This window comes from Mixta sp. BE291, assembly GCF_031457955.1.
Classification (GTDB): Bacteria; Pseudomonadota; Gammaproteobacteria; order Enterobacterales; family Enterobacteriaceae; genus Mixta.
Genome location: NZ_JAVDXN010000010.1, coordinates 82999 through 97730 on the forward strand (window position 1 = coordinate 82999; position 14732 = coordinate 97730).

Annotated in this window: 5 protein-coding genes; all 5 read right to left on the reverse strand. The window is 45.3% G+C overall.

What is annotated here, in order from left to right:
- Positions 1-278: 278 nt before the first annotated feature.
- Genes J2X14_RS18650 through J2X14_RS18670 form a run of 5 tightly spaced genes read right to left on the reverse strand, consistent with a single transcriptional unit; the run spans position 279 to position 14701 of the window.
- Complete coding sequence (locus tag J2X14_RS18650; protein ID WP_352412667.1) at positions 279-8612, reverse strand: two-partner secretion domain-containing protein; 8334 nt, start codon at positions 8610-8612, stop codon at positions 279-281.
- A gap of 17 nt (positions 8613-8629) precedes the next feature.
- Positions 8630-10369 carry a ShlB/FhaC/HecB family hemolysin secretion/activation protein gene (locus J2X14_RS18655; RefSeq protein ID WP_352412668.1) on the reverse strand — a complete coding sequence of 580 codons (1740 nt, stop codon included), beginning with the start codon at positions 10367-10369 and terminating at the stop codon, positions 8630-8632.
- A 14-nt stretch (positions 10370-10383) separates the two neighbouring features.
- Positions 10384-11367 carry a fimbrial protein gene (locus J2X14_RS18660; RefSeq protein ID WP_352412669.1) on the reverse strand — a complete coding sequence of 328 codons (984 nt, stop codon included), beginning with the start codon at positions 11365-11367 and terminating at the stop codon, positions 10384-10386.
- The gene (locus J2X14_RS18665; RefSeq protein ID WP_352412670.1) at positions 11367-13976 is read right to left on the reverse strand and encodes a fimbria/pilus outer membrane usher protein; all 2610 of its coding nucleotides are present in this window, start codon (positions 13974-13976) and stop codon (positions 11367-11369) included. Before J2X14_RS18665 ends, J2X14_RS18660 begins: the two co-directional genes overlap by 1 nt.
- A complete protein-coding gene (locus tag J2X14_RS18670) occupies positions 13973-14701 on the reverse strand; it encodes a fimbrial biogenesis chaperone (protein ID WP_352412671.1) in 729 nt (242 codons plus the stop codon). The genes J2X14_RS18665 and J2X14_RS18670 overlap by 4 nt, the downstream gene beginning before the upstream one ends.
- Positions 14702-14732 lie beyond the last annotated feature (31 nt).

Below are 14732 nucleotides of genomic sequence, written 5' to 3' on the forward strand. Positions count from 1 at the left end.
TAAGCCTGCGTACAAAGCTATTAAAAATTAACCCGCACCCTCCACCGGTGGTGAAGAGGGCACGGATTATGGACGTATTGCCAGGCAAATACAAGCCAATTTTCAGGGCAAAGAGTTAACCCACAATTCTTGTGCTTTATGCGGCTGGAAAGATCCCTGTTGGCAAGAGATCTTTCTGATTACAATCCGGTCTGTAGCAAGCCTTAAAGCTTAAATATCCGTGCTGGCCTGTGCAGGAACAGCCGATATCCCCGCATAAACCGAGGATCTCATCACGCTTAGGCCGTTGTAGCGTCCCGATAGCGTGATGATGCCAGGCTTACTAGCGAAGAGGCGTTCGTTTGCACCGTCGGCCAGGCCATTTCCGCAGCATAGGTATTGTTTGTCGGGGGTAAATTAAACTTGCCCGCCACCCCAGGCGTTGTTCCTAATGCTGGTGCATTAACCCTCGCCTGATGCGCGTCCGCAGCCGTAACATCCGAACGCGTGCCGCCGCCCGGCGCATCAGATACGGGCTTCACAGAGCCCTGACCGCCAAAACCGCCTACGGCGCTTGATGATCCTGGGCTGGTGGTGATCGGTTTAGGTGGCTTAACGGTCGGCCATTTTATCGCCGGTGCCGCAGATCCGCCGCCCGCCCTGCCCGGTTGAGCGCTTTGGGTAACGTCTGAGTGCGTGCCGCCGCCCGGCGCATTGGTTGCTGGCTTAACGGAACCCTGACCGCCAAACCCGCCCGGCGCTGAAGAGCCGCCTGGGCTGCTAATAATCGGTTTGTTCGGTGTTACCGGTGGCCATTTTACCGCAGGCTTTTTAGGATCGGCTGGCGTCGGTTTAGACGGTGCTGGCGCTGGTTTCGCAGGCCCGTCAACGGCATCACCTGACGGCTTCGAAGGTTTCGCTGGCGCTGGTTTAGGCGGCATCGGCTGTGTATGTGACGGCTTAGTTACCGGCACCGATTCCGCAATCGCATGGTCTGTCGCAGGCTTGGTTTTTTCCACCGTAGAGGGCGCAGGCTTAGACGGCGTTGGCTGTGTATGTGACGGCTTAGTTACCGGCACCGATTCCACAATCGCATGGTCGGTCGCAGGCTTGGTTTTTTCCACCGTAGAGGGCGCAGGCTTAGACGGCGTTGGCGTTGGCTTCGCAGGGCCATCAACCACATCCCCTGATGGTTTCGATGGTTTCGCTGGTTTTGATGGCTTCGCTGGCGCAGGCGCTGGTTTCACCGGGCCATCAACCCCATCTCCTGACGGTTTTGAGGGTTTCGCTGGTTTTGAGGGTTTCGCTGGTTTTGACGGCTGCGTTAGAGACGGCAGATCCGGCGTATCGAGTGTAGCTTGTCCTTTTTTCTTAGCGCCAGGCACCTTAACCGGACCGACCGTAAAGGAGATATTATTCCCTGCCGTTTTTTCATCTACCGTTACGGTAGAAAGGTTATCGGCATCGGTATTCAGTTTGCCCTTCACCTCGCCATTCTTAATTCCGACATTAATCGTGCTGTGTTGATCTTCTTCATGGTGAATAGTGTCCAGTTTATCAACATAACCGTTCACCATTGGCGTGCCTTTATAGCTTATGCCGCCGCCACCGCCGCCGTAAAGCCCGCGGGAATCAACCTCATCCGTTATATCTTTAACGTTGATTGCGCCACCGGCATCAACGCTGCCCTCTTTGCTGTCAGAAATAAGATGGCTACCCGCAAGATTAATATCGCCGCCGGTTTTAACTGTCAGTTCCCCGCCAGTATGAATACCACTTTGCTGGGCCGTGGTGTTATTTGTATGTTTTTCACTGCCGCCGCCGCCATGAGCAGATACGGTCGGTAATACTCCGGATGTTGATATAGCAATACCCACCGAGCCGCCCCAGTTTTCGCTGCTGGCGGTTGATGTGCTTTGATCCTGAACGGAGGTTATCGAAAGATCGCCTGCCACATCCAGATCAGCCGTGCCCGCAATAATATTCGCCCCGTTTAAATTGACATCGTTACCGCTTTTGAGCGTAACGTTGCCTGCGTTAATGGTGGAATTTTTATAACTGGTCGAATCATCATTCGATCGGCTGTTTGATCCTGAATAATCAACGGATGCCCCTGCCCCTGCGCCTGTCAGCCCGGCGCCCATGCCAATAGAGACGCCAGCATTATGTTTGGAGCCAGAGGTACTTTCGCTGGTTGTTGATTCAGCGGCGCTTAAAGAAAAGTCTCCGCCAGTCGCCACATTAACTTCACTGGCGGCGATCTCAACGCCTTTCAGCGTTGTATCTTTATTAGAGGAAATATTAATTTTTCCACCGCTGATATTATTAATATTCTCTTTCGTGGTAATCGATTTCTTATCTTCCGTGGTCTTCGACCAGCCGATACTGACCGATCCGCCAGCGGCATCGTTCAATACAAGGTTAGAGACATCACCCGCCACCTGGGCCGTGGTCATCCCTGCATCAACGCTCATACCTTCCTGTTCCGCTTTTTTACCCAGCGTTGCATATTTACTGGCGGCGTCTACCACCGAACTATGCGCTTCGCCTTTAATACCGACAAAGGTTTCCTCGAAGCTTTCATCATGCATCTCAACGTCTTTATATTTGGTTGAAATAATATTATCAGCCGAAATATTAGCGGTACCCTTTTCACCTACACTGAGATCCATGCCACCGATATCAAGCGTATTTCCCGCGCTGATCTCAGCATCGTTAATGAAGTTAAAGTTAGCGTTTTTATTGGTTGTTAAGCTGTCTTTTGTCGTAGTGGTAGTGGTTTTAAGACCAGCGTGAAAACCGCCCATGCCAGCGGTTGGCGCTGCACCGGGGCGCTTACCATTGGTATTGCTGAGGCTGGAGTTCGAACCGGCGCTTTCATAATCCATGTTATGACTTTCACTGGCACCGTCCAGAGAGTTAATTTTTACCTCGGTTTTATCCATGCCGGGAACGTTGGAAGAAAAACCGATCTCAAATGATGATTCGGTCACCCTGGTTTGCTTCATATGGTGATCCTGGGAAGTGGTGGTAATAATATCATTACCCGCCTTAATGCTGCCGCTTCCGCTGTTATAGTCGCCACCGTGGAACACTGCATCTTCTTTAGCATCGACAATAAATTTCCCGCTGGTATTGACTCCTGCGGTTTTTGCTACCGCATCTACCGTAATGGTTTCCGTGGATCGGCTGGACAAAAAACCGGTTTCTTCAGATGTGCTGTCATAGGAGGAAGAAACTTCATGGACATCATTAAAGTTAACGTTGCCTTCCGTAGATTTCAGTTTGATTTCACTGTCTGCCGATCCGGTTGAGGTTAAATCAACTGCGGTGACATTAATCTCTTTACCCACAATTTCGATATTGTTTCCAGCGGTAACCCCATCGGTGTAGGTGCCGATTTGCTGTTTACCTTCGCCATCCCTGCCTACGCTGGCAATAAGGTCAACATTGCCTTCATCGGCAATAACAGAAACATTATTTCCAGCCGCGATCTGGCTACCGCTGTTAGTAATATCGCCATTTTTACTGTGAAGCTTAACATCGTTGCCTGCGACGATGCCGCCGTCCATCCCGCTGCTAATGGAATTAATATTGTTTTCAGCCGTCAGGTTGGCATTATTACCTGCGCTAATTACGGCATTATTATTATTTATCTCACTGGCCGCAACGTTAACGTCACCGCCAGCATGTATATTGGCGGCCCCGGTGACGCTATCCTGTTCAATATCATGCAATGAAGATTTGGCCAGATAAACATGCGGTATTAAAACATCAACACCATCTACCTGTTCCGTAACAAACCAGACAATGTCTTTATCCAGCTTATTGATTCGCTCTTTGGTGAGTTTTTTACCTACTTCCAGACCAGCAATATTACCGTTTTCTATCACGTCACCAGCGTTATCCACCAGCATTTTCACCATGTCCGCCCCTTCAACATTATGTTTCACCTGATAATAGTTACCAACAGACTCGGTGACCTGGCGACGGATAAGTTCTGAAATAAAGTAGTTATCACCAATAACGATAACGGGCTGCTCTGGCTTGTAACCTATTTCTTTAAAGAAATAATCGGAGCCATAAAAATTATCCTGATTGATCATTTCAGGACGTGTTTCGTACATAGGAATAACTTTATTTCCCGGTGTCCCGCCTACATCAGGCGTTTTTTTCTGGCTATCATAGAATGCCTGCGACTTTTCGAATAAGCCTTGGATATTTTTTAATTCACTTAGCGCAGGCAGCGAGCTGATACCCATCGCAATTTCTTCAACATTCTTTTTATTGAATGAAATATCATAGCCTTGCTCAATGGTTTTAATATCTTTTCCATCAACCTTAACGTTTACCGTGGTGTTTTTACGAATACTTTCACCAACTTCACTGGCAATACCATTGTTCAACGTACCGCCAGTGTGAGTAAAGTTCCCTCCGGCAGAGATAGTCGCTTTTTCTGAAGGCAGGAAATAGAATTTGCTTTCTTTCAGCTTGTCAGAAGAGACAATTTTTTTCCAGGATTTTTTCAGATCTTTAAATGAGTCAGCCTTCCATGTCTCACCAAATATCTTATTCATGATCAGATCAAATTGTTTATTTTCCTTTGCCGCCTTTTTAAAAGATTTCAGGCTCATTTCACGAAAATATTCCTGCTCACCTGACCAATCGTGTAAATGGCCCGAATGGTCAGTAGCATTGCCGCCATTGAAAAGGAATTCCAGCAGTGCATAAGTGCTATTAAAAGTAAAATATTCCCAAGTGGAAGCTGCTTTGGTTATTTTGATCTTAATACGAAAAGAGTTTGTTAATTTATGTTTAAGATAATCCTCTAACGTATTAGAAACATATTTTGGCGCATTGATAATATCTCCGCGGACATTCATATCACCATTGGACTGAATTATCCCGCCCTGATTAACCAGACTGGCTGCACCCTTGCTCCGCTGGTTAATCTGCATATTTCCACCAGAAGAAATTTCTGCCAATTGATTAAGTTGAATGTCTGAGGCCAGCCCGGGCAGTTTGGTTTCGGTATAAAAAGTTTCCCAATAAAGGAAGCCATTGTGCTCTTCCACACCGCTTCCTTCTTGTAACGCAGAATAATCCCAGTCCATCCCGGTATAGGTACTTTCATTTTTCACCACTTCTGCATCCAGCCACATATCGCCTTCAGAGCGGATAGTGCCAGCATGGTTATGGATCGTTTTTCCACTAAGATGGATCTGGTCCTGACTCAGAATATTACCGTTAAGACTATTAGTGATTTTATTATCTGCATTCAGGATAATATCCTTCATGGCGAAGATCGTTGCGTTGACATCATTAATGATATTGATCGCTATCCAGTGGATCTCCTGCGCGCTGAAAGCGGCCGTTTTATTAATGATGTTTTTCGCCTTCAGGTAAAGTTGGCCTAATGTCTCGATTCTTTGATCAATCGTAATGTCGCCGGTTGTGGTAACGGCCAATTTACCATTGGAAATAAGCGTACCATAGTCAGCATTGTTAACATCCCCCTGCAAATTGAGGTCAAGTAATTTCGAGCCTGCAATATAGCCACCGTTTTTATTGTTGAGTACATCGGCATCAATTTTTAAGCTGCCTTTACTTATAATCTTACCCACTGAGTTATCCAGCGCACCAACATTCATTAAGCTGGTTGCGTTGTTCGCATCAGCCTGAATAATGGCATTGTTGATAAAATTGTCGGCAGTTACATCAAGGCTACCCGCATTAATTACGGCGTAATTACCATTTTCCACATTATTAATATCGACTAAAAGCTTGTCACCCACATTAATACTGGCTTGATCGTCGTTTTTTAACTTATCACCTTTAATTTCCAGCGTTTTACCTGCATAAATCCAGCTGTTTTCGCCGCTATTAATGATTTCGTCGGCGTTAATATTTGCTCGTTCGCTCTGAATCCAGCCTGCGCTTTGATTTATTAACGTAGTAATTTTAAGCAGGCTGAGTTTATCCTCAGCAAGGATCCCTGCTTGCTGCTGGTTAATAATATCCTTAATGCCGTTAAAGAGGATACTTACCCCCTGAAGCAGCGCACCTTCACCCTCATTAACCAGTTTGTCTACATTGTTAATAATTAATGAAAGGCCTGATAAAATTTGTCCCTGATTATCGAGTCGCGCCCCCTGATTTATCTCTACATTACCCACTGAACTTATTACGCCACCGTCAACATTTTTAATATTATTAACGTTATTCAGAGCAAGGCCTTGCTGCGCTGAAATCGAAGATCCTAATAGATTATTTAGATTAGTAATACTTTTCAGCAACAAATTATCATAATAAGAGATAATGCCAGCGCCGTTTTGGTTATCCAGAGTGGTAATCTCATTTAAGGCAACGCGACCGTTAGCTTCCAGCTTTCCTGCGTTATTAATCAATTGTTTAACATTATCAAACGTCAGCTGGCCTTCAGAAGAAACAGAACTACGGTCATTACTAATTTTACCTATGTTTTTTATCTGCAAAGCTTTTTGGGCGAAAAGCGTACCGCCCTTTTCATTGGTGATCTGTTCGAGATTACTCAACAGCAGATTACCCGCCTGAATCAGGCCGTGCTGATTATTAAGCTGATGGGTTCGATCAAGCGTAATGTTATCGCGCGCCAGAATAGAGCCGCTATTATTTACCTGATGCGCATCATGAACCGCAATGCTTCCTTCAGAAACCTGTATCAGCGCCCCATCCTGGTTATTAATAAGTAGTGTTTTCTCCCCCGCCACACCCTGTATTTCAACATTTTTTTGCGCAACGATCAGCGTCTCTTTGCCGAGGTTATCAATTTTTTTAGCTACATTCAGCTTGATATCCTGCTGCGACTTAATTTCTTTATGGTTAACCAGTTTTTCACTGTTAATGCCTAACGTTTTTTCCGCCGCGATTGTCCCCTGATTAGTCAGCGTACCTGCAGCCGTTATCTGATTATTACGCCCCTGTAACACACCGCTATTTACAGCCTCGTTAGCGCCTTTCACCTCCAGCTGCAGATCGCCATTTTCCGCCAGCACGATGCCTTTATTGTTCAGTTCCTGCGTATCAACGTTAATCGACTGGCCATACAAGGCGCCGCTGTTTTCCAGCTTTCCAAGCGTAAGCAACAGCTTATCATTGGTATTGAATACGCCCTGGTTTTTAAATTGCTTACTACGTAAAGAGAGCGTGCCCTGCGCCTGAACCAGGCCATTGTTGATTAACGTGCGGCTCAGGTTAAAGTCCAGTTGACCCTTTTTCGCTGAGATAAGACCGCTCTGGTTATCCAGCGTACCAGCGTTGATGCGGATATTGCCTGCAACCGTTTCCAGGCTGGCATCAGAAACCACCTGTGCGTTGGGAACCACGCGGTTATTCACCAGGACTTCATATTTTCCATTACGTAGCCGGATAACCGCATTAGCTAACTTTTTATCGCTACCGGGCTGTGTTGCATAAAGCTGACCACGTAGCGTATAGCTATCAGTCACCTTGATGTTTATCGCATCAATATTTGCCGCCTGGCGATTACCGTTTTTAGCCATCAGCGCAGCGGCGCTTTGCAGCAGCGTAGAAGCATTGATACGAATAGTGCCTTGCTCAGTAACGGTATCTGCCGCCAGCATCATATGCTGTAACGCGGTAAGTACCACATCGCCATGCGCATTGATGCCACCAATCCCTGTGTCCGCGTTTTTCGTCAGAGCAATATTCTTACCGCTGATGTGAATATCACCCTGTTTGGCCATGACGCCAGCAAGCTGAATATCACCGTTCGCTGAAATATTGATTCCTTTACCGCCAATAAGGCTGCCCGCGTGCGTGACGCCCGCACCGCTTTCCGTACTGATCAGTTCGATGCGGTTGCCATACATTGAGCCCAGCGCCGACCCGGCGATGGCGACCCGCGGGGTATTCTTAGCCGTTAAGCTGCGCACTTTATGCTGTCGGCTTTGAGTATCGTAGTCGTTCAGACCCGTAACGATTTTTACATCTGCAGTTCCGGCAATTTGCCCTTTTAGCTGGGCGCTGCGGCTAATCAGATCAAAATAGGAGAGACCATCAGTGTTGATACCCTTTCCTTCAACATTAATAGCGCCACGTTCTACCGCCAGTTTCACCTGCCCAGCATTATCGACATTTACCCGTCCGGTGCTTAAGGTCAGCGCTCGCGTGTTGACGGTTGAAACACCGTTTACCGTAATGCCGTTCTCATTCGCAATAATGACATCTGCTTTACGGCCAAATACTTCAATCGCACCGTTAAGATGGCTACCTTTTGCGCCGGTGACCTCATTCAGAATAGCGGTGCTTTCTTGCTTAAGGCGGTCATTTTTTATCACAAACCCACCGATTTTAGAGGCGCCGTCGCGGGTACTGTTATTAAATATGATGCCCTTATCGCTTACATCGAAATCTTTATATTTATTATGTGACAGCCCATTCTTGTCTGGATTATTAATGTTAATAACCGGCGTCCCATTAGCCGATGTGTTTAAGCCTGGACTCTTGTTGTCACCGTTATTTAATACAACCCCGGCAGTTGCTGGTGCGGAAAAATAACCCGTCATAGCCAGCACAAGCGGTGAAAGCTTGAATATAGAGGTTGCAGTTTTCGCTTTCTTTTCCCTTTTCATAAATTATTCCTTTAAAATTAAAAACCAATGTTGGCACTAAAATAAAGCGTATAGTTATCGATATTAGCGTTTTGCAATGAAGCTGGCTTTTTCATCGGCCAGCCTGCGGTAAAAGAAGTGGAGACAGTTTTGGCTGCCAACTTAATGCCTGCCGCAGCACCGCTCATATAATCATGTGTGCACGTTTTTACCGACGGAGGACAGTTATTGCGTGCCATTCCTATATCAAAACCGACAAACGGCGTAATACTGTATAACCCGGCAAAATTAATAATAATGGGTAATTTAACCGTATTGGCAACCCAGGCTGTTCGCTCCGCAGAGACAGCACTTTCTTTATAGCCTCTAACCGTGTATTCATCACCGATACTGGATTTTGCATCGCTGACCATGACATCATTTGAAAACTGGAATCCACCATTGAAATCGTAATCCAGTCCCACGCGGCCATTAAAGAAATCAGACATCCTTTTGGACCAGCTTATCGAACCATTATATTTTTTATAATCCAAATCGAAACCGGTTAAATCGTCATCATCTTTCCATGGTACGCTAAACCACGGAATTCCTGCTGTCATGCCTAGATCAATATATCCCCATCCCCCCGCAAGGCTGCCAACCCAACTCATACCTGAAGTAAAATGCGTGTAATCTTTACTGGATATCGCGATGGGATAATCAAAGATAAAGTTTCTGTTTTTGCGGTTTTCTACTTTAAAGTAAGCGCTGGTTTTCCCGATGGCATTACGAAAAAGCATACGGCTGGTTTTAAACGAGAAGCGTTTGGAATGACCATAGCTCCGGTAGCCGCCATATTGTCCGCCGACCAGCTTTTCATACTGCGACTGATAAAAGGAAGCATCAAATTTCCAGTAGCCCAGTGGAAAATTAACGGAAAAACTTTTCACCGATTGACTATCACTTTTTGCCTTTAGATCGTTATAGGCGTAGTAATAAGAAAGCGTGTCATTGAGGCCAATAATATTTTTCAGGCTGGTATTAACAGAATACTGATACCATCCCGCATTACGATACCCTGAATTGTTTGCGCCCAAATAGACAGAAAGCGGGAAGACACCATCTGACTGGTGATTAATAAAAGAGTAGCCGCTTGCTTCGGCAGGCTGAATACTGAGCTTATCATTCGATGACATAAGCAGCAGATTGTCCAGCGCCTGATCAATATCTATCATCGCGAGCCGTTTTTCTTCAGAAAACGGCATAGCGCTAAATTGACGCATTTTATCGCGCCAGCTGGGATTTTCATTATTGTAAAGAAAACCGGCGATCTTCCCCCACAACACCTTTAATACCAGCGTACCATCGCTCAATGAACCGGGCACAATCGTAACCTGGCTGGTAACATAGCCTTTGCTGATATAAAAATTAGTGAGATCGCGAGTAAGACTGAGTATTTCGGCCTCACCCATAAGCGTATCAAGGTAGCGGGCAATGATGGCGTTCCGCTGCGGAGAGTCATCATATATTTTATCATCCGTAATGATGATTTTTTTTATCTTAAAGCGATGTCCCGCAGAGATAAATTTTTCCGTATCATCAATTTTTCTGGCTGCCTCATTAGCTTGATAAACTTTTTCACGCTGTTTTTCTTGCTCAATAAATTCCTTTTGCTCATTTTTTTGTAAACGATCAAGACTCCGCTGTGCGTCTGAAATAACAGGCAAGCTATCTATAGCTCTGACAGGAAAAGCAGCGGCTACTGCCGCCATAACTAACCATTTTTTTTTGATTTCCATATCTTACTTCACATTTAGTTTATTGTAAGCGTAAAGACCATGCTGGCTTCCACTCTGCCCGCAGTTATTTTGTCCCGGTTAGCATCGTCAAAATACATCTCTGCGGCATAATTAACTTTACGCGTCCCCTGAAAAGGTGCTGCGCTACCAAAATCTGTTAACTCATTCAATCTGAGATCGCGGTAACACTTAGCACATGCAGCGTATTTATTATGGAGTTTTACGTAAACGTATTTAGCATCACCCTGATTTTTTAACAGCGAGGGGTCTTGCCCCCATGCCGTAATACCATCAAATTGAATTTGTGCGGTACTGGGGTTGGGGCAGTCAAGGGTAATGCTAAATTCTCTTTTAGGGGCGGTGAAGCCAGTTTTTTTGACGTCGGGTAAAAAGTAGTCGCCCAGTTCGATATGATTAGAAGTTGCGATGATGGAGCAGGAGCGTATCTGAACCCTTATATTATTATTATGCAGGCGTAATAACGTTACTCCCTGTGTGGGATCGCTGTCAGGCGAAACCTTTACTTCCATTAGTAACCCTGGAGTAATTATTCCGCTTTGGCTGTTTCCTGTTTGCACAAATTCAATTAACAGTGTATCACTCGGTTCGGTACAGGTTCCCTGACATTGATACGAACCAGGTACCCATGCATTTGTGCCACGTGACTCGGGCCATTTAATACGAACGCCAACGCCAGCAATGCCGGTGCTGTATACATTATTGATACTGGTTTTAATAAACCCTGATCGCACATAACTTGAGCGCCAGGTGGAATAAACATTTGTACCGCAGGAGTAACTGATGCCAGGAAGAGACGTTCTGTAACTATAAAGTATTGTTCCGGGCGTTCCTTTTTGTGAAGGAGTGAGGACAATATCAGGCAGATAGAATTCTAAAGGCTGCGCCAGACTGCAGGCTGCCTGGCTTATACCAGGCATTATCATAAGCCACATAAAAAATGCCATAGCTAACCGACACATCACCTTAATAACAACCATTATCCCACCTCCTTATGATCTGCATAACAGATAAGTGTTTCTATCCGATCGGTGTCATCTTTTTTCTCTGATATATTTTCGGCATTTATTTCACAGAAAAACTCTTCATTGCTTTTTTTTCCATGTACTTTGAATACGCCCTTTTCTTTCGGTAGGGAAAGCAAAGTGATACCGCCTTGCCCAACAATGCCTGCTACATTATTCGCCGCATCATAAATATGCATGCCGAACGGTAAATAACCGCCACCTTCCCATTTAGCGCGACTTAAAATGCTTTTATTTACGTGATAGGGGAAAACAACCTTAACCAGCGCGCCAGCCGTTGGAACGGTCACTTTACCGTTTTCATTTATATCAAAACTGGCGGAGGTGCCTTTTAAGTCCAACGTCATCACATTTTCTTCATAAGGCGTAACAGTACTGACCAAAGCATATCCGCGGCTATCAACTTTCGCGAGCCGGTTACTGGTTAATCTTGCACCTTCAGCACCGGGAGCTTCTATCAGAGCAATAGTGTCACTAAGCCATGGCGAAAAATTAACGCCATCAGGATGAACTACTGCCCCGCCGCTCAGGGAGATAGCGCCAGAGTAGTAGTTCATGCCCTGACTATAACTTATGCTTTTTTGCAATGCGTTACCGGAGTGCCCTATATTAAGATCGAAATTAGAGAGCGTTTTGTTTGATTGTTTAAAATAAGCGTTAAAATTTGAGATTGAATCTTCACCAGTATGACTCCCGCTGACACCAGTACGTAATCTCGCCTCTTCACTGCTATAGCTAACCATGGTATTAAATTTAGGTCGCTTACGATCTACCGACCCAAAAGGCATTGAGAAATTCAGATAAAAAATGGTATTCGCCTGATTATTTCGGGTAAAAATACGGTTTACAGAAAAGCTGTAATTTACCCTTTCGTAACTATTGCGATATCCCAGAAAATAACTGGAGGCGAAGGATTTTTTTTTGTTATCTCCTCGATAGCTTTCCCACCATCCGGAGAAGTCGAGCTCACCCCATCCTTCAGAAAGCGGCTGCGAAATATTTGCCTCAAGACGATGATTAGATCGCCCGGCAGAATAGTAATCATTGCGCCTGTTATCACGATATCCGGCGTATAGCGCATCACTAAGCGAGTGATAGTTGCGGCCAGAAAAAGCATAAGCCACTATATTAATTGCTGTATTGGTCGCCATCAGCCGCCGGGCATACCCCATTTTCAGTCGGGCATTATTCGTGATACTGTTGTGCTGTTGGCTGTCACGCTCGCCGTTAAACAATGATTCCGTTAGTTCTATGTTGAAAGCGCCCAGCTCCGTGTTCAGCGCAAGACCATTATCCACCGCCATATAGCTTTTTTCTGGTGCGGTTTGTACTCCCCCATATAGCGTAACCGTATTATTCAGCCCATAAGCCAGAGTGGACTCCAGCAGCAGCGGTTTTTCCCGACGGATATGATCGCGTATGCGCCCTGCCGCTAAAGAATAACGGTAATATCCTTCACGAATAAGCTGCGGCAGGCTGCTGTAAGGCACGGTAAAGCTTTGCGTTTCACCATTGCTTTCCATAACCGTGACATCCAGATTGCCGCCGTAACCCAGTGCAGAAATATCTGAGATGTTAAATTCGCCGGGCGGCACATTCTTTTCCAGCAAAATGCTGCCGTTTTGCTTTACCGTTACAATGGCATTGCTGTTAGCTACACCACGAATAATCGGCGCATAGCCTTTGACGGTCCATGGATACATCCTGTCGTCGCTGCGTAGCATTACACCTTGCAACGACGTATTTTCAAACGTCTCGCCGGAGGTGGTAATGTCGCCAAGTGATAGCTCAGAAAGCAGAGAAGCGATGGCGCGTTCTGCATACCCCAACTGATGCTGGAAACCTTCATGGTACTCACTGCCGCCACGCCAGATATCATAAGTATGAAAACGCCAGTGCCCCAGACGGAACGTACTTGCCAGGCTGCCATACAATGAATATTGATTACTTTTCCCGTTGGTGACCTTACGATAGTGAACATCAGAAGCGTTGAGGCTGTAGTTCATGCTTAGCGCATTGATTCCTTGCTCCCAGCGTTCTGGATCGATAAATCCTTCCGGGCGATCGATGAGATAAGCCTGGGGTATGGTGACGTATAGCGCCTCATCGTCATAATTATAATTAACAACCGCGCCAGGAATCAGATCTGCCAGTTGAATACATTCTGAGGATGCCCAATTAACAGGCAGCTTTGTTTTATCGACGGCGGTTTGTAGCAGAGCATTAACCGGGAAACAGGGTACGACATTCCCGTTCAGATGAATAAAAACCACCTGAAACGTGTTTAAACGCTGCTGATTCACTATAATATCAACACGATACTTTCCTGGCGGCATGCTATCCTCTTGTTCAAAATAAGAGAGGTCAATGGTGTTATTAAAATCAGCCAGAAAGCGCGCGTTGAATTTAGTAATGTTCTTTTTTTGCGGCTCTGGCCTGGCTGGCTGATCGCTAGAAGCATCACTTGCATTAACTACACCAATATTGGCTGAAGCTAACGCGCTTAATACAAAAATCAGGGCAGCTTTTTTACCCTTTGCCGCCTTCTCTTTTTTCATTTTCATAATTGACGTTTGATATTAACAAATGCACCTAAATCAGAAATGTAATCATACTCAAGTGCATTTACATTCGCTGTTTCCATTCCTTTAAACGTAACTATTTGGGAGGCATAGGGTGAGATCATTTCTCCAGAATGCATGGCGATGATATTATCACCTTGCTTTAACTTTATATTTACCAGCGTAATATGAAACGGAGAATTATTAGTTGCGACAAATTCATAACCCTTGCCTGACCTGCGTTTTTTCCAGGTTAGCTGTTCAGCGGCTGAGATTAAGGTGCCTTCCATATTCACAGGACGGTAAAAAAGCTTAATTCTGGTACGAAAAGCCATGTTAAGCTTATTTTTTTCTTTATTTTTAGTGTCGATTTCAGGCACATCCAGCGCATTTATCCAGAACATGCTTTCACGATCCTGAGGTAAAGTGCTCGAAGCCTTCTCCGTAGAAAATATGCGAAAAACCTTACGCTTACTGACATTAATTCGGCCTACTGGTGGCGTGATAAACAACGGTAAGTCATCCTGAATTTTCATTTCGTTGTTGTCTTTACCTGATAGCCATAGTTGGACCAGCGAAGGACTTTCGCCTACATTCCTGATTACAAAAGATTGTTCCTTTTCAGCAGCATTTAATATCACACGCGTTGCCAAAATCTGGATAGATGCTAATGAGAAGGATGAATAAGTTAACAGAAAAGAAGAGAACAGAACCGTTACTAAGCGCATAATACTACTCTGATGTAATGTTCATTAAGGT